Origin of the sequence: Modestobacter sp. VKM Ac-2979 (assembly GCF_026967995.1) — a bacterium.
Classification (GTDB): Bacteria; Actinomycetota; Actinomycetes; order Mycobacteriales; family Geodermatophilaceae; genus Modestobacter.
In genome coordinates this window covers 251,641-276,508 of record NZ_JAPVBO010000007.1, presented here as the reverse complement: position 1 = coordinate 276,508, position 24,868 = coordinate 251,641, and the positions used below count along the sequence as shown (strand labels likewise).

At 73.4% G+C, this 24,868-nt stretch carries 17 protein-coding genes and 1 riboswitch; of the genes, 5 read left to right on the top strand and 12 right to left on the bottom strand.

Annotated elements, in window-relative coordinates:
* Positions 1 to 58: 58 nt before the first annotated feature.
* The 4 genes from O2W15_RS20820 to O2W15_RS20805 form a co-directional block, all read right to left on the bottom strand.
* The gene (locus O2W15_RS20820; RefSeq protein ID WP_269180802.1) at positions 59 to 1,651 is read right to left on the bottom strand and encodes an ABC transporter substrate-binding protein; all 1,593 of its coding nucleotides are present in this window, start codon (positions 1,649 to 1,651) and stop codon (positions 59 to 61) included.
* A 91-nt stretch (positions 1,652 to 1,742) separates the two neighbouring features.
* Complete coding sequence (locus O2W15_RS20815; protein ID WP_269180801.1) at positions 1,743 to 2,795, bottom strand: ABC transporter ATP-binding protein; 1,053 nt, start codon at positions 2,793 to 2,795, stop codon at positions 1,743 to 1,745.
* Positions 2,792 to 3,835, bottom strand: a complete 1,044-nt coding sequence (locus O2W15_RS20810; RefSeq protein WP_269180800.1) for an ABC transporter ATP-binding protein — start codon at positions 3,833 to 3,835, stop codon at positions 2,792 to 2,794. Before O2W15_RS20810 ends, O2W15_RS20815 begins: the two co-directional genes overlap by 4 nt.
* A 136-nt stretch (positions 3,836 to 3,971) precedes the next feature.
* Positions 3,972 to 4,994 carry an Lrp/AsnC family transcriptional regulator gene (locus tag O2W15_RS20805; RefSeq protein WP_269163744.1) on the bottom strand — a complete coding sequence of 341 codons (1,023 nt, stop codon included), beginning with the start codon at positions 4,992 to 4,994 and terminating at the stop codon, positions 3,972 to 3,974.
* Positions 4,995 to 5,084: 90 nt separating this feature from the next.
* Here O2W15_RS20805 and O2W15_RS20800 point away from each other — a divergent pair, with 90 nt between their 5' ends.
* The gene (locus tag O2W15_RS20800; protein ID WP_269163743.1) at positions 5,085 to 6,296 is read left to right on the top strand and encodes a M20 metallopeptidase family protein; all 1,212 of its coding nucleotides are present in this window, start codon (positions 5,085 to 5,087) and stop codon (positions 6,294 to 6,296) included.
* 92 nt (positions 6,297 to 6,388) lie between these two features.
* On the opposite strand, the gene O2W15_RS20795 is transcribed toward O2W15_RS20800, so the two are convergent.
* Genes O2W15_RS20795 through O2W15_RS20775 form a run of 5 tightly spaced genes read right to left on the bottom strand, consistent with a single transcriptional unit; the run spans position 6,389 to position 11,243 of the window.
* The gene (locus O2W15_RS20795) at positions 6,389 to 7,411 is read right to left on the bottom strand and encodes an ABC transporter substrate-binding protein (RefSeq protein WP_269163742.1); all 1,023 of its coding nucleotides are present in this window, start codon (positions 7,409 to 7,411) and stop codon (positions 6,389 to 6,391) included.
* The gene (locus O2W15_RS20790) at positions 7,408 to 8,304 is read right to left on the bottom strand and encodes an ABC transporter permease (RefSeq protein WP_269180799.1); all 897 of its coding nucleotides are present in this window, start codon (positions 8,302 to 8,304) and stop codon (positions 7,408 to 7,410) included. Before O2W15_RS20790 ends, O2W15_RS20795 begins: the two co-directional genes overlap by 4 nt.
* Positions 8,301 to 9,110 carry an ABC transporter ATP-binding protein gene (locus O2W15_RS20785; RefSeq protein WP_269180798.1) on the bottom strand — a complete coding sequence of 270 codons (810 nt, stop codon included), beginning with the start codon at positions 9,108 to 9,110 and terminating at the stop codon, positions 8,301 to 8,303. The genes O2W15_RS20790 and O2W15_RS20785 overlap by 4 nt, the downstream gene beginning before the upstream one ends.
* Positions 9,111 to 9,168: 58 nt before the next feature.
* Positions 9,169 to 10,008: an NAD-dependent epimerase/dehydratase family protein gene (locus tag O2W15_RS20780; protein WP_269180797.1), complete on the bottom strand. Its 840-nt coding sequence runs from the start codon at positions 10,006 to 10,008 to the stop codon at positions 9,169 to 9,171.
* Positions 10,005 to 11,243 carry an FAD-dependent oxidoreductase gene (locus tag O2W15_RS20775; protein WP_269163738.1) on the bottom strand — a complete coding sequence of 413 codons (1,239 nt, stop codon included), beginning with the start codon at positions 11,241 to 11,243 and terminating at the stop codon, positions 10,005 to 10,007. The genes O2W15_RS20780 and O2W15_RS20775 overlap by 4 nt, the downstream gene beginning before the upstream one ends.
* Before the next feature lie 193 nt (positions 11,244 to 11,436).
* Between O2W15_RS20775 and O2W15_RS20770 the strand changes: the two genes are divergently transcribed.
* Both O2W15_RS20770 and O2W15_RS20765 read left to right on the top strand, forming a co-directional pair.
* Positions 11,437 to 12,330, top strand: coding sequence for a LysR family transcriptional regulator (locus O2W15_RS20770; protein WP_036337117.1), 894 nt, complete (start codon positions 11,437 to 11,439; stop codon positions 12,328 to 12,330).
* An 89-nt stretch (positions 12,331 to 12,419) separates the two neighbouring features.
* Positions 12,420 to 18,095 (top strand): DUF4011 domain-containing protein, encoded by a 5,676-nt coding sequence (locus tag O2W15_RS20765; RefSeq protein ID WP_269180796.1) that lies wholly within the window; start codon positions 12,420 to 12,422, stop codon positions 18,093 to 18,095.
* 131 nt (positions 18,096 to 18,226) lie between these two features.
* On the opposite strand, the gene O2W15_RS20760 is transcribed toward O2W15_RS20765, so the two are convergent.
* Positions 18,227 to 19,873: an HNH endonuclease signature motif containing protein gene (locus O2W15_RS20760; RefSeq protein WP_331253886.1), complete on the bottom strand. Its 1,647-nt coding sequence runs from the start codon at positions 19,871 to 19,873 to the stop codon at positions 18,227 to 18,229.
* Positions 19,874 to 19,945: 72 nt separating this feature from the next.
* A riboswitch (cyclic di-AMP (ydaO/yuaA leader) is annotated at positions 19,946 to 20,098 on the top strand.
* A 16-nt stretch (positions 20,099 to 20,114) separates the two neighbouring features.
* On the opposite strand from O2W15_RS20760, the gene O2W15_RS20755 reads away from it, so the two are divergent.
* Positions 20,115 to 20,651, top strand: coding sequence for a C40 family peptidase (locus O2W15_RS20755; RefSeq protein WP_331253885.1), 537 nt, complete (start codon positions 20,115 to 20,117; stop codon positions 20,649 to 20,651).
* Between the two features lie 110 nt (positions 20,652 to 20,761).
* Here O2W15_RS20755 and O2W15_RS20750 read toward each other — a convergent pair whose 3' ends face one another.
* A complete protein-coding gene (locus tag O2W15_RS20750) occupies positions 20,762 to 22,606 on the bottom strand; it encodes a bifunctional metallophosphatase/5'-nucleotidase (RefSeq protein WP_269180795.1) in 1,845 nt (614 codons plus the stop codon).
* A 138-nt stretch (positions 22,607 to 22,744) separates the two neighbouring features.
* Positions 22,745 to 23,923 (bottom strand): ROK family transcriptional regulator, encoded by a 1,179-nt coding sequence (locus tag O2W15_RS20745; protein WP_269163734.1) that lies wholly within the window; start codon positions 23,921 to 23,923, stop codon positions 22,745 to 22,747.
* Between the two features lie 141 nt (positions 23,924 to 24,064).
* Between O2W15_RS20745 and O2W15_RS20740 the strand changes: the two genes are divergently transcribed.
* Entirely contained in the window at positions 24,065 to 24,805 is a 741-nt protein-coding gene (locus O2W15_RS20740) for an amino acid ABC transporter ATP-binding protein (protein ID WP_269180794.1), read from the top strand.
* The last annotated feature ends 63 nt before the right edge of the window (positions 24,806 to 24,868 follow it).

Below are 24,868 nucleotides of genomic sequence, written 5' to 3'. Positions count from 1 at the left end.
TGCACCGCCGGGCGATGGCCGCCCCTGCCCGCAGGCAGGGGCGGCCGTCCGATGGTGGTCAGTTCGCCGGCCGGGCGTACATGGCGTCGAACTTCTCGACCGGGGTGGCGCTCACACCGGTGATGTCCGCGTCGTAGACGATCGGGAACGACTGGGTCCAGAGGAAGATCCACGGGGCGTCATCCCAGATGATCTGCGAGGCGTCGCAGTACAGCTGCTCACGGGTGTCCCGGTCGGTCTCCACGTCCGCCTGGGCGAGCAGCGCCTCGACCTCGGGGTTGGTGTAGAACGACGTCCCCAGACCGGCCGGCGGGTGGGTCGCCTGGCGGAACATCTGCATCTGGAAGTCGGCGTCCAGGTAGGCCGGGGCCCAGCCGAGCAGGTGCGCCTCCGGCGTGTTCTCCGTGACCGGTGCGTTCACCCGGGCGAGGAACGACGGGAAGTCGCTGGTGGAGACGCTGACGTCCAGACCGGCCTCGCGCAGGTAGCCGGCGATCGCCTCGGCCGCCTGGGCGTCCTGCACGTAGCGGCCGCTGGGGGTGAGCAGCTCGATGCTCGCCCCGACCGCGCCGGCCTCCTCCAGCAGCTGCCGCGCCTGCTCCGGGTCGTACTCGTAGGAGCCGGTCTCGCAGTAGCCGAACAGGCTCGGGGCCATCGGTGCGTCGAGCACCTCGGCGGCGCCGAAGAGCACGTTGTCGATGATCGCCTGCTTGTCGACCGCGTAGTTCAGCGCCTGGCGCACCCGGGGGTCCTGCATCACCGGGTCGGTGTTGTCCAGCGCGATGAAGATGGTGCGGTCGCTCTCGGCGAGCAGCACCTCGACGTCCTCGTTGGCTTGCAGCGCCTCGATGTCCGAGACCGGCGGCAGGATGATCATGTCGACCTGGCCGGCGAGCAGCAGGCTCTCCCGGGTCGCCGCCTCGGGGACCACCCGGAAGACGACGGTCTCGTAGTAGGGCTCCTCGCCCCAGTAGTCGTCGTACTTGGTGACGGTGAGGCTCTCCCCGGCGGTGTACTCGCCGAACTCGTACGGCCCGGTCCCGACCGGCCGGGTGTACTCCTGGTAGCTGTTGCCCTCCGCGTCGACCGAGGTCGGGGAGATGATCCCGGCGACCGTCGCAGACAGCGCGCTGACGAAGCCGGGCGAGGGCTGGCTGAGGCTGACCTCGACGGTGTTCTCGTCGACGGCGGTGGCCGACTCGAACGCCGCGAACGCCGCGCCCTGCGGCACGGTCAGCTCCGGGTCGGTGATCCGCTCGAGGTTGTAGACGACGGCCTCGGCGTCGAACGGCGTCCCGTCCTGGAACGTGACGCCCTCACGCAGCTCGAAGGTGAGCGTCAGGCCGTCCTCGGAGACCTCGTAGGACTCGGCGAGGACCCCGGCGATCTCCCCCTCGTCGTCGATCTCCACCAGCGTCTCGACGACGTAGTCGACCATGTTCGACACGGTCGTCGTGGTCTGCCCGGCCGGGTCGAACGTGTCCGGGTCGATGCCCACGGCGATGGAGAAGGTGGCGTCCCCACCCTCCCCGTCGGCCGCGGGCGCTTCCGGGTCGCTGACGCTGCAGGCGCTGAGCAGCAGGCCCAGCGCCGCGGCGGCGGCCAGGGACCTGATCCGGGAGGGGCTGCGACGTGCTCGGGTCGTGTTCATCGGCTTCCGCTCTGACGAGGTGACACGCAACGGGACGGACGGTGGGACGGTGTCGTCGGCGACGACGGGGCTGGTGGGGAGGCGGGACCGGTCACGCGATCACCGGCTTGACCTCGGCGAAGTGACAGGCACTGGGGTGGCCGGAACCGGCGCGGTCGATCAGCGCCGGCTCCTCCTCGGCGCAGATCTGCTGGGCCTTGGGGCACCGGGTCCGGAAGTTGCAGCCCGACGGCGGGTTCGCCGGGCTGGGCACGTCGCCGGTGAGGATCATCCGCTCCCGGCTGCCGCGCTTGGTCGGGTCCGGGATCGGCACCGCCGACAGCAGCGCCTGCGTGTACGGGTGCGTGGGGCGGGCGTAGATGTCGGCCCGGTCGCCGATCTCGACGACCTTGCCCAGGTACATCACCGCGACCCGGGTGGAGATGTGCCGCACCACCGACAGGTCGTGGGCGATGAAGACGTAGGCCAGGCCGAGCCGGTCCTGCAGTTCCTGGAGCAGGTTGACCACCTGGGCCTGGATCGAGACGTCGAGGGCCGAGACCGGCTCGTCGAGCACGAGGACCTGGGGGTCCAGCGCCAGCGCCCGGGCGATGCCGATCCGCTGCCGCTGCCCGCCGGAGAACTCGTGCGGGTACCGGCTGGCCTGCTCGGCGCTGAGCCCGACGGACTCCAGCAGGTCGTCGACCTTGGCGCGCAGCTCGCTGCCGGAGGCCAGGCCGTGGATCTGCAGCGGCTCGGCGACGATGCCGCGCACCGTCATCCGCGGGTTCAGCGAGGTGTAGGGGTCCTGGAAGACGAACTGCATCTCCCGGCGGACCGCCTTCATCTGGGCCCGGCCGAAGCCGGTGATGTCCACGCCCTTGAAGTGCACCGAGCCCGACGTCGGCTCCAGCAGCTTGACCAGGGTGCGGCCGGTGGTGGTCTTCCCGCAGCCGGACTCCCCGACCAGGCCGAGGGTCTCCCCCGCGGTCAGCGTGAAGCTCACCCCGTCGACGGCGTAGACCGTGCCGACCTGCCGCCGGGTGACCCCACCGCGGATCGGGAAGTGCGTCTTGAGGTCGGTGACCCGGAGGATCTCGGTGCCGTGCGCGGCGCGGGTGTGCAGGTCCTGGGAGGCGCCGGTCGGCGTGGCCACGGAGCTCATGCGCCGCCGCTCCCCAGCCGGGCACCCATCTCACGGGACACGACGGCCATCTCGGCAGGGACCTCCTCGGAGAAGTGGCAGGCGGCGCGCGCGCCGTTGCCGGTGTCGTAGAGCGGTGGCACCTCGGTGCGGCACAGCTCACGGCCCTTGGACACCCGGCAGCGCGGGTGGAAGGAGCAGCCGGGAGGGAGGTCGATCAGGTTCGGCGGGGCCCCCGGGATGGGGTCCAGCCGGGCCAGGTCGACGTCCAGCCGGGGCAGGCTGCTCATCAGGCCGAGCGTGTACGGGTGCCGCGGGGCGGCGAAGATCGAGAAGACGTCGGCGACCTCGACCACCTTGCCGCCGTACATCACCACCACCCGGTCGGCGTGCTCGGCGATCAGGCCGAGGTCGTGGGTGATGAGGATGGTGGCGGCGTTGGTGCGTTCCTTCGCCGTCTTCAGCACGTCGAGCACCTGGGCCTGGATCGTCACGTCCAGGGCGGTGGTGGGCTCGTCGGCGATGAGCACCTTCGGGTCGTTGGCGATCGCCATCGCGATCATCGCCCGCTGCCGCATCCCGCCCGAGTGCTCGTGCGGGTACTGGTCGAAGCGGCCCTCGGGGTTGGGGACGCCGACCATCGTCAGCAGCTCGACCGCCCGGGCGCGGGCGGCGTCCTTGCTCAGCTTCTTGTCGTGCAGCCGGAGCGCCTCGGAGATCTGGGCCCCGACGGTCAGCACCGGGTTCAGGCTGGTCATCGGGTCCTGGAAGATCATCCCGATCTCGCTGCCGCGCAGCCGCCGCAGCTCCTTGGTCGGCATGGTCAGCAGGTCGCGACCCTCGAAGAGGATCTCGCCGCCGGTGATCCGCCCCGGCGGGCTCTGGATCAGGCCGAGGATCGACATCGCGGTGACGCTCTTGCCGGAGCCGGACTCGCCGACGACGCCGAGGGTCTCGCCGGGGAACAGGTCCCAGCTGACGTCGTTGACGGCCTTCACGACGCCGGCGGGGGTGACGAATTCCGTCGTCAGGCCCCGGACGGAGAGAACAGGACTGCTCACAAACAGCGCCTCCTCGACCGATCAGTGGCTGAAAGCTAGATCACTGCGACCGGGTTTGGGTGACGGTCATGTCACGACGGTGAGTCCATGCGTTCCGTGTGACTGGCCTCACACTCTGTGTGCCGAAGGGGGCAGCCTACTGCTCGCCGGCCACCGGATCGGACCAGACGTCCATCCGCACCGTGCCGGTCGCGCGCCCCTCGACGTCGAGCAGGTGGCCCATCCGCTTGACCGCCCGCAGCACAACCAGCCGGTCCACCACGACGACGTCGGGCACCACGTGGGAGAGCTCCTGCTCGAAGCGGTGCACCTCCTCCAGCGAGGCCAGCCAGGCCACCACGAGCAGGCTCGGCGTGCCGGCCAGCGTCGTCGACAGCCGCACCTGGCGCAGCCGGCCCAGCCGGGCCGCGGCGTCGTCCAGCCGCCCGGCCGGGGCGTCGGCCGACAGCACGACCATCACCGGCAGCCCGGCCAGCGGCGCGGCCACCTCGGTGCGCAGCAGCACCGCGCCGGAGCTGATCAAGCGGTCCACCCGGCGGCGCGCGGTCGGCTGGCTGATCCCGGTCGCCGCGGCGAGGGCGGCGTAGGACGCCCGGCCGTCCTCCCCCAGCGCCGACATCAGCTCCCGGTCGACCTCGTCGAGCACGGTGGGGCGAATCAGCTGCGGCGGCCCGCCACTGGCCCCGGCCGAGGACAGCACGCCCAGCCGCCAGGTGCTGCCCTCGGCGTAGAGCCGGGTGGCGATCCGCGCCCGGGTGCCGGTGACCCCGGGCACCCGGTCCAGCCGCTCCAGCAGGTAGCGGCCCAGGGTGGGCAGGTCGACCGCGGCCACGGTCAGCATCAGGTCCCGGCCACCGGCGGTGATGTCCACCGACAGGGCGTGGGCGTCGCCGGCCAGCTCGTTGGCGACCCGGGTCTTCTCACTCGGCAGGCAGGTCACGTCGACGTAGGCCAGCACCTGGGCGTGGTGCGACCCCGGGCCGGGCGTGCCGGTGACCCAGGCGGCGCCGGCTGCGCGCAACCGGTCCCACCGCCGGGACGCGGTGACCGCGTTGGTGCCGACCATCGCCGCCACCTCCGTCCACGGGGCGCGCGGGTCACGCTGCAACGCCTCGACGAGGGCGAGGTCGTCCTCGTCCAGCACAACTGATCGAGTCACTTCAGGCGCCTCTCGTGACGGATGACTGCAAATCCTGTCGGAGAACCTGCCGAACTCCTAACGTCCCGCCCACCGATCCGAGGAGGGCACGTGATCCGGTCAAGCGCGCTGCGCGAGGACGCCCGAGCGATGCAGGACGAACTGGTCCAGTTGCGGCACGCGCTGCACCGGCGGCCCGAGGTGGGGCTGCAGCTGCCCTGGACCCAGGAGACCGTGCTGACCGCCCTCGACGGCCTGGGCCTGGAGGTCAGCACGGGCACCGCGCTCACCTCGGTGACGGCGGTGCTGCGCGGCGGCCGGCCCGGCCCGGCGGTGCTGCTGCGCGGTGACATGGACGCCCTCCCCGTGCAGGAGCAGACCGGGGTGGAGTTCACCAGCCAGGTCGACGGCACGATGCACGCCTGCGGGCACGACCTGCACACCGCGATGCTGGTCGGCGCCGCACGGCTGCTGAGTGCGCACCGGGAGTCCCTCGCCGGCGACGTCGTCCTGATGTTCCAGCCGGGCGAGGAGGGCTGGGACGGCGCCGGGTACATGCTCCGCGAGGGCGTGCTGGACGCCGCCGGGTCCCGGGTCACCTCCGCCTACGGGATGCACGTGATGTCGGCGATGAACCCCCGCGGGGAGTTCACCACCCGCCCGGGCACGCTGATGGCGGCCAGCGACGAGCTGCGGGTGACCGTGCGCGGCAGCGGCGGCCACGGCTCGGCCCCGCACCTGGCGCGCGACCCGATCTCGGTGGCCGCGCAGCTGATCGGCGACCTGCAGACGATGATCACCCGCCAGTTCGACGTCTTCGACCCGGTGGTGCTCACCGTCGGGCTGTTCTCCGCCGGCACGAAGCGCAACATCATCCCCGACGAGGCGACCTTCCAGGCGACCGTGCGCACCTTCTCCGCCGAGGCCCGGGAGCGGATGCGGATCGCCTCCGTGCGGCTGTGCGAGTCGGTCGCGGCCGGCTACGGGCTGGAGGCCGAGGCGCTGTACCTGGAGGAGTACCCGGTGACGGTCAACGACCCGGCGCACACGGCGTTCGCGGCCGGGGTGGCGCAGGAGGTCTTCGGCGAGGAGCGGTACGCGCCGAAGCTGTTCCCGCAGTCGGGGTCCGAGGACTTCTCCCGGGTGCTGGCGGAGGTGCCCGGCTGCTACCTGTTCCTGGGCGCCGCCGTGGGCGAGGACCACGCCGACGCCCCGAACAACCACAGCCCGCGGGCACAGTTCAGCGACGAGGTGCTCGCCGACGGCGCCCTGCTGCACGCCGAGCTGGCGATGCGGGCACTGGAGCGCGACGCCGCCGCCTGACCGGCCCGCAGACAGACGTACGCCCCGCCCCGGATCGTCCCCGGGGCGGGGCGTACGTCGTGGTCGGCCGGCGCTCCGCCGGCCGACCGCTGCTACTCGGCGGCCTCGGCGAACGAGGCGTCGATGTAGTCGCTCTCCGGCAGCGCCTCCTCGTACTCCAGCGCGCCGCCCTCCATCCAGATCCGCTCCATGGCGGTGAGCTGGTCGGGCAGCGGGGCCAGGTCGGGCAGCCAGGTGTAGAGCGGGACGGCAGCGACCTCCTCGGCGGTCTGCCCGGTCGCCTCCCCGATGATCCCGAGGTTCTCCTCGGAGTACCGGTCCTCGCCCTGGAGGTCCTTGGCGGCGCGGGCGAGCGCGTCGAAGAACGGCTGGGCCAGGTCGGACTCGGCGAACTCCTCGCCGTAGATCACGCCGGTGCCCGAGGTGCCCGACGGCGGCACCCACAGCGACGTGCCGGTGCCGTCCTCGATGGCCATCGTGGAGAACGGGGCACTGATCAGGCCGGCAGCGATGCTGCCGTTGGCCACGGCGGTCGGCATGTCCGGGTTGCCGAGGTTGACCAGGTTGACGTCCCCGAGCGACAGCCCCTCCTCCTCCAGCGCGAGGGCCAGCAGGTAGGCGCCGGTGCCGCCCGCACCGCCGGCCGCGCCGATCTCCCGGCCGGCCAGGTCGCCGGCGTCGGTGACCTCGCCGGACTCGACGAGCGAGGTGGCGGCGACGAGGTCGGTGGGCGACTCCGCGCTGCCGTCCGAGACGCCCATCGAGCCCACGACCTTGACGTTCAGGCCGCTCTGGATGGCGGAGAACATGCCGGCCGAGAAGCCGGCGGCGACGACGTCGAGCTGGCCGGCCGACGCCAGCGGCACGGCGTCCTGACCCGACTTCACCGTCTGCAGGTTGATGTCGATGCCCTCGTCGGCGAAGTAGCCCTTGGCGTCGGCGACGTACAGCGGAGCGAAGATCGGCAGCTGCACGTACCCGACGTCGACCGTCTGCAGCTCACCACCCTCGCCGCCGGCCGCGGCATCGGTGTCGGTGTCGGCCTCCCCCGACGAGCAGGCGGTCAGCGCGATCCCGACGGTCGCGGTGAGCGCGAGCAGCTTGGTGTTCCTCATGGCTTCGTTGCCTTTCTCTTGGACCCGCCAGCGTGCTTCCAGGGGAGCAGCGCCTTCTCGAGCAGGATGATCAGACCGGTGGCGATCGCACCGAGGAGGGAGACGGCGATGAGGCCGACGAACATCTTCTCCGGCTGGAAGAGCTGCCAGGAGTTCCAGATCAGGTAGCCCAGGCCGTCGTTGGACGCGACGAACTCGACGGCGGTGATGACGATGACCGCCATGCCCGCCGAGACGCGCAGGCCGGTCATGATGCTGGGCAGCGCACCGGGCAGCAGGACGTACCGGAACAACTTCCAGCCGCTGGCCCGGTAGGCACGGGCGGCCTCGATGATCCGCGCGTCGATCTGGACGATGCCGGCGAGGGTGTTGATCTGGACGACGAAGAACACCGAGATCGCGACCGACAGGACCTTCGGCGTCTCGGTGAGCCCGAAGATCAGCAGCAGCAGCGGCAGGATGGCGATCTTGGGCAGCGCGTAGAGCGCGGTGAACGTCGGGCCGAGGGCGGCGCGCAGCGGGCGCCAGACGCCCATCAGCAGGCCGGCGATGACACCGAACACCGAGCCCAGCACCAACCCGGCGACCAGCCGGCCGACCGTGGCGACGGTGTGCGTCCACAGCTCACCGCTGAGCAGCATCTCCCAGCCGCGCTGGGCGATCTGGGTCGGCGGCGTGAACAGCCGCGCGTCCAGGACACCGGTGCGGGCGGCGACCTCCCAGAGCAGCAGCAGGGCGATCGGCGTGAGCACCGCCAGCAGCAGGTCGCGAGCCTTGAGCCGCCGTTCCCGGCGGAAGTCCCGCTGCATCGCCCGGTCGAGCTCGGCGGCTCCCGCGGCGTTCGGGTCGGCCACCGCGGAGGCGCCGACGGGACGGGGCGTGGTGGTGGTCATGCGTACCTCACAGAGAGCTGGACCTCGTCGCGGAGCGACTCCCAGATGGACTGCCGGGCCTGGGCGAACTCCGAGGTGCCCTCGATGGCGACGTCCCGCGGCCGGCTGAACGGGACGTCGATGACCTCCTTCACCCGCCCGGGGCGGGCCGACATCATCACGATCTGGTCGCCCAGCAGCAGGGCCTCCTCGATCGCGTGGGTGACGAGCACGACGGTCTTGCGCTCGGCCTCCCACAGCCGCACCAGCAGCTCCTGCATGAGCATCCGGGTCTGCGCGTCCAGCGCACCGAGCGGCTCGTCCATCAGCAGCGAGGGTGAACCCGTGGCGAAGGCCCGGGCGATGGCGATGCGCTGCCGCATGCCGCCGGAGAGCTGGTGCGGGTAGGCCTGCTCGAAGCCGGTCAGGCCCACCTCGGCGATCCAGTGCCGGGCGTGCTCGTCGCGCTCCTTCTTGCCGACGTTGGCCATGTGCTCGCCGAAGGCCACGTTCTGCAGCACGTTGAGCCACGGGAACACACCGTGCTCCTGGAAGACGAAGGCCGACTTGGGCACCGCGCCGGCCTCGAGGTGGTCGGTCACCTCACCGGAGGTCGGCGTCTCCAGCCCGCCGAGGATCCGCAACAGCGTGGACTTCCCGCAGCCGGACGGACCGACGATGCAGGTGAAGGAGCCGGTACGGAACTCCAGGTTGATGTCGCTGAGCGCGTGGACGTTGCCGTGTCGGCCCACGAACGCCTTGGAGACGCCGCGGGTGGTGAACGCGGGGCGGCCGACGTCGGCCGACGTCGTCGTCGTCTGGGTCATGACTGCTCCTCTGTGCGGGTCTGGCGGGGTGATGGTGCCTGGCCCGTTCTGCCGCCCGTCACCGGCCGCCGTCCACGGGCGCGCCGGGAGGGGTGAACGTGGGCGGGGCGGGCGAGCTGAACACCCCGCCGATGGAGCTCCGGTTCCACTCCTCGTCCGCGCCGGGAGAGGCGAGGACGTCGGCGGCGTACGGTTCGGCGTCGTCCCGGGGCTGGAAGCCGATGGCCCGGCCCCCCGCCGGGGAGAGGTAGCCGCGGGTGTTGGCCGAGACCCCCCACACGACGCGGAACCCGGTGGTGCTCGGGTCGAGGGATGCGGCGAGCAGCCGAACGGCGTCGGCCGGCGAGAGCCACGTGCTGAGCATCCGGGAGTCCGTGGGCCGGTCGGTGCGGGAGGCGATCCGCAGGCAGACCACGTCCAGGCCGTACCGGTCGGCATAGAGGCTGCCGAGCGCCTCGACCGCCGCCTTGGTCACCCCGTAGAAGGTGTTCGGGCGCACCGGGACGTCGTCAGGCACCATCGCGCCGGCCGGCGGCACCGGCACGAAGCCCGCCGCGTGGATGGAGCTGGCGAGCACGGCCTTGCCGATGCCGAGCCGGCGAGCGGTCTCCAGCACCGCCTGGGTGCCGTCGACGTTGGCACTGAGCAGGGCCGGCCAGTCGTACTCCAGTGGGATGCCGGCGAGGTGGACGACGGCGTCGCAGCCGGCCATCGCCGCGGCGAGCTGGTCCCGGTCGGTGACCTCGGCGCGCACCCAGGTGCACCCGGACAGTGGCTCCGCGGGCAGCCGCAGGTCGATGCAGACCAGCTCGTGCCCCAGCTCGAGCAGACCGGGGAGGACGTCGGTGGCCAGGCTGCCGGCGGCGCCGGTCACGGCGATCCGCAGCGGGGCGCTCACAGCAGCGCTCCCTGCTTGGTGAGGAGCTCCCGGACGGCGGCGGTGTCGTGCCGGTCCAGGTCGGCGTGCACCACGGCGGCGGCCCCGCAGGCCTGCCCGGTGGCGAACGAGGTGCCCATGACCCGCAGCGAGGAGTAGGCCCGCGGGTCGGAGCTGACCAGCCGCCCCCCTGCCCAGAGGTTGTCGGTGTCCGCCGAGCACAGCGCGCCGTAGGGGATGTCGTACCAGCCCTTGTCCTTGATCCCGCCGTAGACGGTGAGGCCCGGGGTGGCGTGGTCCTCCATCGGCCATCCGCACCGGGCGACGCCGTCCTCGGGGCGGCGTCGCCCGGAGGTCACGTCGTCGGCGACGACGGTCTCCACACCGGCCAGCCGGCGGGACTCGCGGATGCCGATCTGCGGGCCGGTGGCAGCCAGGTAGCTGTCCTGCCAGCCGGTCAGGCCCTGCTGGAAGGCGTGCAGGTACTGCCAGCTCAGCCGACGGGCGTTGGTCTCGGCGGCGGTGATCTCGTGGACGTCGAGGACGTCGCGGTGCTGGTCGGCCAGCAGGAGCATGACCTCCCGGGACAGCGGCATCCGGACGGCGACGCCGCTCTCCCGTGCCAGCTGCGCGCCGCTCCGCTCCCGGTAGGCGAGCACCGCGGTGCTCAGCGCGCCCGCGGAGAGGTCGGCGTCCTCGGCCACGCCGCCCACCCGCATCACCAGGGTGCTGGCCTGTCGAGCGGCGACGTCGGAGACCTGCACCCCGGCGCCGGCGGCGACCAGCAGCACGCCGTCGCCGCTGCAGTCGACGAAGGAGCGGCCGGTGATCGTCTCGCGGCCACCCCGGTGGTCGATGGTCACGTCCGTGACCCGCCCGCCCGCCACCGACGCGGCGATGACCCGACTGTGCAGCAGCAGCGTGACGCCGGCGTCGGTGACCAGGTCGTCGTAGACGCTCTTGGTCGTCTCCAGGTCCAGCAGGACGACGGTGTTGCCCGTCGCCGGGAAGGTCTCGGTCTGGTACAGGTCACGGGCTTCCAGCCGGTCGAGCACCTGCTGGCCCACGCCGCCGACCACCTGGGTGCGGGTCTGGTCGAAGAAGCCGCAGTGCGTCAGCACCGAGCTGGCGGTGGCCGCGCCACCGAGGAAGCCGTACTGCTCGATCAGGCAGACCGTCGCGCCGGCATCGGCTGCACTGACGGCGGCGCCGATGCCGGCCGCTCCTCCGCCGACCACAACCACGTCGAAGTCCACGTCTCGCCTCTCGTCTGGGTTGGTGCGCTCGGCGGCCGGCGCGCTCGGGCGCTCGCGCGCTCCTCGCTCCAGGTCGCGCCGGCCCGCACTGTGGTGCGGCTCACTGCGCCCTATTGATGTTGTCCGCGGTCGGGGTAGACCGCAAATGCCTGTTCCGCAGTAGTGCGATGCCTGTCAGGCATAGGCTGCCCCCGTGGAGCTGCGGCATCTGACCTACTTCGCCCGTGTCGCCGAGGCCGGGTCGGTGAGCGGTGCCGCGGCGATGCTGCACATGACCCAGCCCTCGCTGAGCCGGCAGATCGCCGACCTGGAGCGGGAACTGGGGCACCGGTTGTTCGAGCGGACGGCCGACGGGATGGTGCTCACCGCAGCCGGCCGGGGCCTGCACGAGCACGTCGCGGTGGTGTTCGCCCAGCTCGAGCGGATCCCCGAGGTGGTGCGCACCTTCGGGGCCGGGCAGGAGATCGTCCGCCTGGGGCTCCCACCGGGGGTGCCGCACGAGTGGTTCCTGGCGGTCATCGCCGCGCTGGAGGCCTCCCTGCCGCACGTCGCGCTCTCCCTGGTCGAGGCCAGCAGCGACGAGCAACAGAACCTGCTGCGCAACGGGCTGATCGACGTCGGCCTGCTGCACGTCCAGCCGCCGGACCTCGGCTGCGCCCCGGTGCTCACCCAGGAACTGGGCGTCGCCGTGCCACCGGACTCCCCCCTGGGCGACCGCCCGTCCATCCGCTTCGCCGACCTCGACGGGCGCCGGGTGATGGCACACGCCTCCGGGGAGATCACCAGCGAGGAGGCCCGGCTCCGGTCGGCGTCGGCCGCCGCCGGCGTGCACACCCACTGGATGTTCCGGCGGTTCTCCGTGCACAGCGAGCTGATCGCGGTCAGCTCGAAGGTCGAGGCGGCGCTGATGACCGAGGCGTCGGCCCGGCGCAACCTGTCGGGCTGGCGGTGGGTGCCGTTCATGGAGCGGGACGCCACCGGTCGCGACCTCGCCGTCGTCACCTGGGCCGCCTGGCGCCCGCCGGCCCGAGCCACCACCACCACGCTGGTCCAGGTGCTGGGCGCAACGCCCTGGTCGCCGGGCTGAGCACCTCGCGGGGCGACCCTCCCGCCCCAGTTGTCACACCTCCGCCCGGGCTCCCCGATCCGGGGGCCCTGCGGAGGTAGAACGACTCCATGGGCGTCTCCCCGTGCCCGCAGCACACCGCGGCAGCCGATCTCCAGCTCTCCGTGGCCCTCGACTGCGTGCCCGTGGTCGGCGAGGCGCTGGCCCGCGCCGGCGTGTCCGTCGTCGCCGGCCTCACGCTGACCGGCGCCGGCGAGCCGGTGCCCGGCGCGCGGGTGGTCGTCACGATCGCCTCCTCCGACGGCCCGCTGGGCGACCCGGTCGAGCTGACCGTCGACGTCGAGCCCGGCCGGACGACGGTCTTCACCGACCTCGACCTGCGGCTGGACCCGGCCGTCCTGGCCGGCGTCGCCGAACCGGGCACGGCCACCGTCGAGGCTCGGGTCGAGCGCGACGGGCAGCTGCTGGGCTGCACCCGCACCGCCGTGCGGGTGCTCGCCTCCGGGCAGTGGCTGGCCGCGCCGACGCCGCTGGCCCTGGAACTGCTGGCCGCGCACGTGCAGCCGGGCTCCCCCGCGGTGGCCGGGCTGGTCGGCGCGGCCGCCGACCTGCTTCGCCTGCGCACCGGTGACCCCACGGTCGGCGGGCACCCGACCGGCAGCGCACGCATCGACGGCACCGCACGCCTCGACGGGACGCGCATCGACGAGACGGCCGCGGCGATCGTGGAGGCCATGCGGCGCCGGGCGATCCGGCCGCGCCCCGCGCTCGCGAGCTGGGCCGACGTCCCACAGCGGGTGCGCACCCCCGACCAGGTGCTCGACGACCGGGCCGGCACCAGCCTGGACACCGTGCTCACCCTGGCCGCCGCGCTGGAGCACGCCGGGATCCGCCCGCTGCTGTGGATCGCCGCCGACGGCGCCACCTGCCCCGGGCACGCCTTCCTCGGCTACTGGCGGGTCGAACGCTGCGCCGAGAGCGCGGCCACCACCGAGGTCTCCGGGCTCGCCGAGCTGGTCGAGCAGGGCGCGATCGCCCTGGTGGAGACCACGATGCTGGGGATCGCCGCGGAGCCGGCGACCTTCGGCGACCTGCACCGCACGGCAGCCGCCGCCTGGCTCGCCGGTGACCTGCACCGGGTGCTCGGGGTCACCGACGTGCACCGCGCACGGCTGGACGGCGTCGACCCGCTCCCGCTGCCGGGGCTGCCCGACCGCCGCCCGACCGGGAGCCCGACCCGCACGGGAGCCCGACCGACGGGGACGGCGGCCGCGCTGCTGGACCTGGACCGGGCCGACGGCGGCGTCGTGCCGCTCACCGTGCCGCCCGGGCGGCTGACCGTCCTCGCCGAGCGGCTGGCCGCCGACGCCGCGCTCACCCTGGTGCCCACCGACCAGCTCGGTGCCGCGGCCCGGCGGCGTGGCATCCGGTCGGCCCGGGACCTGCCACCGCACCAGCTCGGCGAGCTGCTCGTCGAGCACGGCGGGCTGTACGCCGAGCTGGGCTCGGTCGACTACGCGCGCCGGCTGGCCGGGCTCGCCGACCGGGCGGCCGCGCTGGTCGAGGAGACTGGCACCGGCGACCTGTACCTGGCGCTGGGGTCGGTGACCTGGGAGCTCGACGGCCGGCCGGTGCGCTCGCCGCTGGTGCTGGTGCCGGTCCTCCTCTCCCGGGTGGCGAGCACCGGCGCCTACCGGCTGACCGCCGACCCGGCGGGGGCGATCGGCCCGAACGGGCACCTGCTGGCCGAGCTGCATCGCCGTACCGGCGTCGCCGTGCCGGCCCTGGACGACGGCGGTGACCCCGACCTGGCCGTCGTCCTGCCGGCGCTGCGGCAGGAGCTGGCCCAGCGCGGACTGCCGCACCGGGTCGAGCCGACCGCCGATCTGGCGGTCCTGCCCGCGGCGTCGGCCCGGATCCGGCAGGACGTCGACCAGCTCGGCGCGGCCGCCCTGCGCAACCCGCTGGTGCCGGTGCTGCTGCGCCCCGGCCAGCCCTTCGTCGACCCCGTGCCGGCACCCGGCAGCGCGTTGGCCACCGACCTCGCCGAGCTCGCCGCGACCCTGCCGCTGCCCGCCGACACCGACCAGCTGCAGGCGATCACCGACGCCACCGCCGGGCGGACCTTCGTGCTCGAGGGTGCACCCGGCACCGGCAAGTCGCAGACGGTCGCCAACCTGGTCGCCGCGGCCGCGGCCGGCGGTCAGCGGGTGCTGGTCCTCGCCGCCCAGCAGTCCGCGCTGGACGCGGTGTCCCGGCGGCTCGACGGCGTGGGGCTCGGCGGGCTGGTCACCGGCCTGCGCCGTCCCGCCGCCGTCCCGCCCGATGCCGGGGACCTCCCGGCGTTCGCCGCCCTCCCTGCGTTCCCCGACGAGCTGCGGACGGCGCGGCGCGAGCTGGCCGGCTACGCCGAACGGCTGCACGCCCCCAACTCCGCCGGCCTGTCGCTGTACGCCGCCCGCGCCGGCGTGCTCTCCGCGGTGCCCGGCACCCCGGCGCTGCCGCTGGCGACGACCTTCGTCGCCACCGCGTCGGCGCGCACCACCGCCAAGGTCCACCAGCTGCTCACCACCCTCCCCGAGGTCGCCGCGCGCACCCGGCCGCGGCCGCGGCACCCGTGGGGGTTCCTCGACTCCGCCGACGCCGACCCGGTGGCGGTGCACGCCGCGGTGCTCGCCGTCGACACGGCGCTGCGCGCGCTGCCGCCCGCCGGGCCGCTGGCGCGGGTGATCGCCGCGGCGCGGACCCCGGAGGACCTCGACGCGGTCGCCACCGTGCTGGCCGGCCCGGACGTTCCGCTCGCCGCGGTGGACGCCGTCCGCACCCCGGAGTGGGCGGAGGACGTCGCCGTGCTGCTCGCCGAGATCTCCGCGTTCGTCACCGCGGCGCATCCCGGGCTCGACGTCGCCCTGCCCGAGGCGCTGGACCTGCCGCTGGCCGGGATCGCCGAGGACGCCGAGCAGGCGGCGGTGTCCGGGCGGTTCGGCCGGGCCAAGCGGCTGGCGGCGGTGCTCACCGAGCTCACCCCGTCGCTGCGGCCGGACGCGCACGTGGAGCCGACCGACGTCCCGGTGCTGACCGCGGAGCTGCTCCAGGTGCAGGGAGCGGCCCGCGAGCTGACCCTGCGCTGCTCGGACGTGGCGGGGCTCGCGGTGCCGTGGAACTGGAACCCGCTGACCGACCCGCAGCTGGTCGAACGGCAGGTCGCCGCCCTGCGCCGGCTCGGCTCCGCACTGGACGGCGACCCGACCTTCACTCCCCCAATGCGCCGCTTCCTGGACACCTCGCCGGCACCGGACCCGGCCCGGGCGGTGGCGGTCCGGAAGCTGCGGGCCGCGCTGACCGCCCTGCCGGTGGCCTGTCTGGGCTCGCTGGACCAGCTCGTCGCGTGGGCCGGGGACACCGGCCTGGTGCGGCTGTGGGACACGACCCAGGATGAGCGGGCCGTCGAGCAGTTCGGCGTCCCGTCACTCGGGCACTGGCTGGACCTGCTGCGGCACCTGCACCTGCTGGAGGCCGCCGGGCTCGCCGAGGCGCGCGCCGCACTGCTGTCCGGAGCGGTGCCCGCCGACGACGCCGTCGCCGCCTTCGACCGCGGGGTGGCCGAGGCGTCGTTCGCCGAGCGCTCGGCGGCCGGCGGGCTCGGCGCCGCCGACGCGCGGGCGGCGGAGCAGGCGGTCCACCGGGCGCTCGCGGCGTCGGCGGCTGCCCGGACCCAGGCGGCTGCGGCCCTCGCCGAGGGCGACCGGACCCGGGCGGTGCTGGCCACCCCGGACGCCGTCGCCCGCTTCCTCCCCCCGACCGCCGGCTCGTTCGACCTGGTGGTGATCGAGGACGCGTCGTCGCTGCGGGTCACCGACGCACTCGGTGCACTGGGCCGGGCGAGCGCGGCGGTGGTGGTCGGCGACCGCCAGCAGCTGCCGCCGCGTGCTGCGGTCGACGAGGTCCCGGACGAGGGGCTGCTCGACGCCTGCGTGCGCGCCGGGGTGCCGCGGCGGGAGCTGACCTGGCACCACCGCAGCGCCGACGAGTCGCTGGTCGCGTTCGCCGACGTCGCGGCCTACGGCTCCCGGCTGACGACGGTGCCCGGCCCGCCGGCCGGGCCGGCGATCTCGCTGGTGCAGGTGGACGGCGTCTTCCTGCGGGCGGGCGAGCAGCGGGGCACCAACCCGGCCGAGGCGGAGGCGGTGGTCGCCGAGCTGCGACAGCGGTTCGCGGCGTCGGCGGAATCGGTGCCCTCGGTGGCCGTGGTGACGCTGCACGGGCCGCAGCGCCGGCTGATCGAGGGCCTGCTGCGGGTGGGCCGGGACCGGGCGGCGGAGGCGCTGGATCGGGGCGAGCTGCGGGTGCGAGAGGTGGAGGCCGCGCAGGGCGAGGAGGCTGACGTCGTCCTGCTGTCGCTGGGGTGCGCGGCCGACGAGCGCGGCTGCCTGCCGCTGGACCTCGGGCCGCTGAACCGGGCCGGCGGTGAGCGACGGCTGACCGTCGCGGTGAGCCGGGCCCGCCGGCAGGTCGTGGTGTTCGCGTCGTTCCGGCTGTCGCTGCTGCGGCCGGTGACGACGACCCAGCCGGGGGTGCGTCGGCTGCGGACCTACCTGGAGCAGGCGGTGCACGGCACGGACACGGTCCCGCGGCGCTCCGGGGCGGTGCCGGACCCGCACCGGGAGGAGGTCGCCGCCGCGCTGCGGGGGCGCGGGCTCGTGGTGCGCACCGACGTCGGGCTCTCCCCGTTCCGGGTCGACCTGACCGTCGCCCGGGCGGAGGCGCCGGCGCGGCCGGTGCTGGCGGTGCTGCTGGACGGCCCGGCGTGGGCGGAGCGGGCGCCGGTGGATCGCGAGCTGGCCTACCTGGAGCTGGCGGAGCTGCGCGGCTGGCCGGCGGTGGAGCGGGTGTGGCTGCCGGAGTGGCTGGCCGAGGAGGAGACGGTGCTCGACCGGCTGGTCGCGGCGGTGGCGGGTGCTGCTCCGGTGGCGCCGTTGCTGCCGCCGCTGCCGGCCCCGGTCGCCGAGGTCGCCGAGCCGCAGGAGGAGATCGACCCGTTCGACCCGGACGCCCCCGACGTGGAGGACGAGGTGTCGACGGCGGAGCCGGTGCGCTGCGCGGCGCACCCGGTGGTGACGCCGGCACTGCTGGCGGGTGAGGTGCCGTTCCGGGCGTGGACGCCGAAGCCGGTGGGCGAGCCGCAGATGCTGCGGCAGCTGGCGAACCCGGAGGCGGCCCGGCTGGTGCGGCGGGTGCTGGCGGCGGGGATCCGGGCGGAGGGGCCGATCCACCGGGAGCGGCTGGCCCGGCTGACCGCGTCGGCGTTCGGGGTGCCGCGGGTGAACGCGGCACGGATGGCGTCGATCCTGGCGCTGCTGCCGGAGCCGGGTGCGGAGTTCCTGTGGCCGGCGACGTCGGACCGGACGCCGCTGGACCCGGCGGGGTGGACGACGTTCCGGCGCCAGGCGGCGAGCACCGACCGGGCGCTGGAGCACGTGCCGCCGGAGGAGATCGGCAACGCGATGGTGGCGCTGTGCCGGTCGGTGGCCGGGATGACCCGCGACGACCTGTTCCAGCAGACGCTGGCGGTGTTCGGGCACCGCCGCCGGCACCCGGTGCTGATGCCGCCGCTGGAGCTGGCGCTGGCCCAGGCGGTGCGGGCCGGCCGGATCACCCGGCAGAGCGCCGGTCAGTGGCTGACCGCGGTGGCGGACGGCGACGCGGACCTGCACGCGGTCCCCACCCCGCCCGTCCCGCCGAGCACGGTGGTGCGGGAACACCTGGACCAGCCCGCCGCAGGGTGATCAGGCCGGGAACCGACGAGGGCTGAGGAGCTGCTCCGGCCGCCTCCGATGTCGGCGGGACATCGGCCCGGACCTGCGCAGCCTGCGGAACCGCCGTCCTGCTGACGGCGGGGCCCGCGATCCCTGCCGCGCTACAGCAGCGGACCGATGAGGATCTCGGTGTCGTCGGGGCGGTAGGTGCGCCATCGTCCGTCCGGTCGTCGTTCGACCCGGAACCCGTGATGCACCTTGTTGTGATGGCGTTCGCACAACAACGCTGAGTTCTGCAGCGAGGTCTCGCCGCCGTGCAGCCAGTGGATCAGGTGGTGGACGTCGCACCACCAGGACGGGGCGCCGCAGCCGGCGAACACGCAGGACTTGTCGCGCCGCTCCACCGCCTTGCGCAGGCCAGGGGTGACCACCCGGTGGTCCCGGCCCAGGTCCAGCGGGACCCCGTCGGGGCCCATGACGATGCGGGAGATGCTGCCGTCACAGGCCAGGTAGCGGGCCCGCGCTGCCGAGATCGTCGCCCCGAAGCCCAGCTCCGCCGCACCCGCGCCGGTGGCCGGATCGACGAGGTCATCGAGATCGACGCCGACCACCACATGCGGCTTGACGGTGCGCAGGATCGGCAGATCACCGGAGGCCAACTGGTTGTCACACAGCTGCACGAGCGCGTCGGCGTTCTGCTGCGCACGGGTCCGCTCATCACCCCTGGGGCGGTCGGCCTGCACGATCGACTCGATCGCCGCCTGCACCTTCTCCCCACCCACGGCATCCAGGTCGAACCGACCGGTGACGCTGCCATCGGAGTGCTTCGCGATCGTCAACCGGCGGCCCTCCGTCGGATCAGGCTCCGGGCCGTCCGGGTCCAGCGCGTCCTCGAACGCCTGCACCGCAGCCACCAGCGACTGGTGCGGCGATACGGCCGCCACCTGCGCCCACACCCGATCGAAGGGAGCCAGGTCGATGCCCTGCTCGGCGGCTCGAGCCCGCTCCCGCTCCCCCACCGCAGCGGCGACCACGTCCATCTGCGCCGCCGTCACCGCACCCTCAGCGAACCCCGCCGCCAGCGCCGGGAAGTGCTCCAACGCCCGACCCGACCGCAGGATCCGCGACGCGTCACTCGCGGACAACCGGGTGTGCCCGATCAACCACGACCGCATCGACTTCAACCCGTCGTGCTCGGCGGCCTGGGTGGTGTCCGCGCGCCGAACGGTGCGGGTCAACTCAGCCGACGCGCGGTTGACCAGCTGCACCAGGAACGCCGTCCGCTCCAGCACCTGACCGTCCGTGAACGAATGGAGATCGTCGGCCGCCAAGGCGTCCAGAGCCGACATCAACTCGCTCACGGACACCTCCCGACGTATTCGAACATGTGTACGAATACTACCGCCGTCACCAGCTACGGGCAAGGCGAATCCGCAGGTCAGAGGCTTGTCCACAGATCCCGACAGCCCCTTGACGCGGTCGATCGTGGCCCGTCGACGATCGGCCCGGCCGCACGTGCGGCGCACGTGGCCAGCGACCAGCGCCGTGCTGGGACTTGGTCGACGGGAGAGCCGATCACGCGGCACTTCAGGCAGCGGGCCGTGTCGCGTCGAACACGAAACGTGCACACCCGCCGTCCGACCAGAAATCAGATTCCCGGCGGAAACAGCCGGCGAGAGCCGACCTCGCCGACGACCCGCTCCGGCGTTGCTCGACGTCAGCTCGGCGAGTCGTCTCCGCCGGCCGGGCGTGTTGCAGCCCCACGGGGTGTCGGAACCGCAACGCGCGGCACTTTGTGACAAATCCATGACAGCCCTACCGTCATCCGCGCCTGCCGGCCCTGAGTCACCACACACGGTGACACCGGCGAGCACCGCCGAACCGGGCAACCGCCGCATCGTCGCCGCGGACGCCCGGACCGGGGACCCACCGCAGTCTTGGGGTGAAGCGCAACGGCACGCGAGTGCCGGAGCGCCGGGCGAGTTCCCCGCCCGAACCCGTCAGCTAACTCGGTAGGCGGTTGAGGAGAACAAGGAGAACCCGTCGTCCATGACGACCACTCGCACGTCCCCTGCCCGTCGTCCCTCCCGTTCCGGTCGCCGGGCACTGATCGCGCTGTTCGCCAGCGCGGGCGTCGCCCTCACGCCGATGGCCGCCCAGGCCTCGGTCGGCGGCGGTGGCGCGGCCGCCCCAGCACCCGTCGCGGCACCGGTGGCCCCGGTCGCGGCTCCCAACGCAGCTGCCCAGATCATCGTCGACACGGCGCTCGCCCAGCAGGGCAAGCCCTACGTCTGGGCCGGGGCCGGCCCGAACGTCTACGACTGCTCCGGGCTGACGCAGTTCTCCTTCGCGGCCGCCGGCATCACGCTGCCGCACTCCTCCCGCATGCAGTCGACGATGGGCGTGCCCGTGGCCCGCGCCGACCTGCAGCCCGGTGACCTGGTCTTCTTCTACGACCCGGTGGGCCACGTCGGCATCTACATCGGCAACGGCCTGATGGTGCACGCCCCCACCGCCGGGGACGTCGTCCGCACCATCAACGTCGACACCATGTGGGGCTACAACTCCGCGCGCCGGCTGGTCTGACCCGCTCGCCCGAGGGCAGTCGCACGACGAACGCCCCGCTCCCCATACCGGGGAGCGGGGCGTTCGCCGTGCCGGAGGGGCCGATGTCGCGACCCCGGCCCCTCCGAGGGTCAGCCGAGCAGCGGCTCGCCGTCGCGGACGAGCTGCCAGTTCTCCACGTAGAAGTCGGCCGGGTCGATCACGCCGCGCTCCTGGGCCCACTCGATGAGCAGCTGACGGATCTCCAGCTGCTCGTTGTAGACCACCGGGGCCGTGGAGATGTGCGGGAAACCGCCACCGCCGGAGCGCCGGTAGTTGTTCACCGCGACGACGAAGCGGGCGTCGTCGGCCACCGGCTCACCGTCGATCTCCAGCCGGGTGACCCGCTCGCCGACCGGCCGGGAGACGTCCAGGTCGTACTCGACGCCGGAGAGCACGTCGTAGTTGTAGTCCGGCGTGCCGTCGGCGTTGGTGATCGTCTCCGGGTCGACCGGCCCAGTGGCCGGCACCTGGGTGAAGTAGCTCGCCGACTCCTCCAGGTAGTCGCGCACCTGGGCGCCGGTCATCTCCACCGCCTCCAGGGTGTTGTCGAAGACGTAGAGCCCGGCGATGTCCCGGATGGTGACCTCGCCCTCCGGGAAGACCGCCTCCCGGCTGAACGGCGCGGCGATCGACAGCACCGGCAGGTCGGCCCACTCGGTGCCCCCGAGCGCAGCGTCGACGGTCTCGGTCTGCACCTGCTGGATGAAGTCGAGGATCGGGGTGTCCTCGTACCGGCTGGTGAGCGTGGTCAGCTCCTCGGTGGAGGTGGCCACGACCTGGTTGACGTAGTCGACGGTCGCCTGGTGCGCCTCGTCGGTGACGGCGAGGACGTCGGGGTCCTCCGGGTAGTCCCTGGTGCGCAGTGCGGTGGCCGTGGCCTCGGTGACGTCCCACTGACCACGGGTCTTGGTCAGCTCGAAGTCGACCTGGCTGACCGTGGCGCCCCAGCGGTAGGGCTGGGTGAGCAGCACCTCCTCGCCGGTGACCTCGTTGACCACGACCTGGGACGGGGCGTCGCGGTGCGTGTGGCCGACGACCATCGCGTCGATGCCGGGCACCGTGCGGGCGATGACGTCGGAGGGGTTCTCCGTGCCGACGGCCGGGTCGTCGTAGGACGACGTCCCGCCGACTCCGGCGTGCGCCAGGACGACGACGACGTCGGCCTGCTCGGCGACGACCGGCACCCACTCCTCCGCCGTCTCCACCATGTCGCGGAACTCGAGCTGGCCCTCGACGTTGTTGCGGTCCCAGATCGCCGAGCCCGGTGTGGTGAGGCCGATGATGCCGACGGTGACCGGCTTGGCGCCGCGCACCTTCATCCGTTCCAGCGTGTACGGCGGCAGGTACGGCTCGCCGGTCTCCACGTCGATGACGTTGGCGCCGAGCACCGGGTGGTCGACGTCGTCGACGTAGCCGGCGAGGGTGTCCAGGCCGTAGTTGAACTCGTGGTTGCCGACGACCTGGGCGTCGTAGCCGATGACGTCGTAGGCCGCCGCGATCGGGTGCTCGGCCTCCGGCGGCTGCTGGGCGGCGAGGTAGGTGAGCGGCGTGCCCTGCAGGAAGTCGCCGTTGTCGACGACGAAGACGCTGTCCGCGCCCTTCTCGGCGCGTACCGAGTCGACCACCGAGGAGATCCGGGCCAGGCCCGTCGCGTCACCGGCGCTGTCGGTGTACGGCGCGTCGCGGAAGTAGTCCCAGTCCTGCGCGCGGCCGTGGACGTCGGTGGTGGCCAGCATGGTGAGTTCGAGACTCTGCCCCTTGCCGTGCCCGCCGCCGTGCCCCTTGCCGTGACCGTTCCCATGGCCGTTCCCGTGACCGTGGCCGTTCCCATGGCCGTTGTCGTGACCGCCCGGGCTGGCCGCCGCGGGGGTCACCGCCCCGACGCTCATCGCCAGCACCGCTGCCGCGACCGTCACCGTCGTCCGTCTGCGCACGCGATCTCCCCCAAGCTCGTCAGCCGCCCCTGCTGGGCCGGCTGTGCGGTTGCTGAGCCAACGTAACGAGGGATGCCGACAAGTCGACAGCGGTCACGAGGTGTTCACGCAGGCAGCACCGGGTGGACCGAGCGGACCTCAGCGGGCGGCGGCGCGCGCGGCCAGTTGTTCCGGGGAGAAGGCCAGGTCCAGGGCCTCCCGGGCGGCGCCGAGCACGGCGGCGTGCTGGCCGACGCGGCTGACCGCGATCTCCAGGCCGTCGGTGATCATCGGCGGGCACTGGGCGTAGATCGCCGAGCGCACCCCGGCGACGAAGGCCTCGGCGCTGCTCAGGTGCCCGCCGATCACCAGCCGCTCCGGGTTGAAGAAGTTGAGGATGGTCGAGAGCACGGTGCCGGTGCTGCCGCCGGCCTCGCGCAGCAGCTGGGTGGTCAGCGGGTGGGCGTCCCGGGCCAGGTCGAGCATCCCCTCGGTGCCTGAGGAGTCGACCCCGCGCTCGGCGAGCTGCTCGACCAGGGCGGCGCCGCTGGCCACCGCGTCCAGGCAGCCGACCCGCCCACAGGAGCAGGGCACCGGCGGGGCGCCGGGCACGGTGGTGTGGCTGATGTCCCCGGCGAACCCGCCGCTCCCCCGGTGCAGCACCCCGCCGGCGACGACGCCGCAGCCGATGCCGGAGCCGACCTTCACGAACACCATCTGCTCGGCCGGCGCCCCGCCGGCGGCGTGCTCGCCGAGCGCCATCAGGTTCGCGTCGTTCTGCACGATCACCGGCACGGGCAGCCACTGCCGCACGATCGCGGCCACGTCGGCACCGTTCCAGCCGGGCATCCGGGCCGGGGAGACGACCAGGCCGGTGCGCGCGCTGACCGGCCCGGGCACGCCGACGCACATCGCCAGCAGCGGCGGGGCGTCGTCCAGCCCGGCGACGGACTCCTCGACCGTGGTCACCACGGTGCGCAGCACGGCCTCCGGGCCGTCGGAGACCGCGATGGGCAGGTGCCGTTCGGCGACCTGCCGACCGGCGGCGTCCAGGACGGCGATCGCCGCGTGCCGCTCCCCCAGGCTGACCGCGACCACCAGGCCGGCCGCGCCACGCATCTCCAGCCGGCGCGGCGGCCGACCGCCCGCCGAGGGCCCGGTGCCGGTCTCCACCAGCCAGCCGCGCCGGATCAGCATCTCCACCCGAGCGGCCGCGGTGGTCGCCGAGAGCCCCGTCTCCCGGGCGACGTCGGCCCGCGAGGTGGCGCGGCCGAGCCGGACCAGGGAGAGGACCTCGCTCGGGGAGGTGGCCGACCGATCACCGGCAGGGGTGGGCATGCCGGTCAGTGAAGCAACGCCGGTCGTTCGAAGCAATGGCCACTTAGTCCGGAAGTGGAAATACTTGATGGACTTCTGGTTGTAACGATCGTCACTTAGCCTTCGTCCATCGTTCAGCGCCGACCCGGGAGGAGCCCGACCATGACCACGCCGATGGTCAGCCTGCGCGGCGTCGACAAGCACTTCGGCGAGCTGCACGTGCTCCGCTCGATCGACCTGGAGGTCGCCCCGCGAGAGGTCGTCGTGGTCATCGGGCCGTCCGGGTCGGGCAAGTCGACGCTCTGCCGCACGATCAACCGGCTCGAGCCGATCGACTCCGGCGAGATCCGGGTCGACGGCCAGCTGCTGCCTGCGGAGGGCACCCAGCTCGCCCAGCTCCGCGCCGACGTCGGCATGGTCTTCCAGTCCTTCAACCTCTTCGGCCACCTCAGCGTGCTGGACAACGTGATGCTGGCGCCGCTGAAGGTGCGCAAGGCGAGCAAGGCCACCGCCCGCGCCGAGGCGATGGCACTGCTGGAGCGGGTGGGCATCGCCGACAAGGCCGACCGCGTCCCCGCCCAGCTCTCCGGCGGCCAGCAGCAGCGCGCGGCGATCGCCCGCTCGCTGGCGATGCACCCGAAGCTGATGCTCTTCGACGAGCCGACCTCGGCACTGGACCCCGAGATGGTCAACGAGGTCCTCGAGGTGATGACCTCGCTGGCCGCCGACGGCATGACGATGGTCGTGGTGACCCACGAGATGGGCTTCGCCCGCCGCGCCGCCGACCGCGTCGTCTTCATGGACGCCGGTCAGATCGTCGAGGTCGCCCCACCGGCGGAGTTCTTCGACGCCACCCGGAGCGAGCGCGCCCGCTCGTTCCTCTCCAACGTGCTGGCCCACTGACGGCCGAGCGCACCCCGGGCGGACCCGCCCACCCCACGCCCGGCGCCGCTCCCCCGGCCGGGC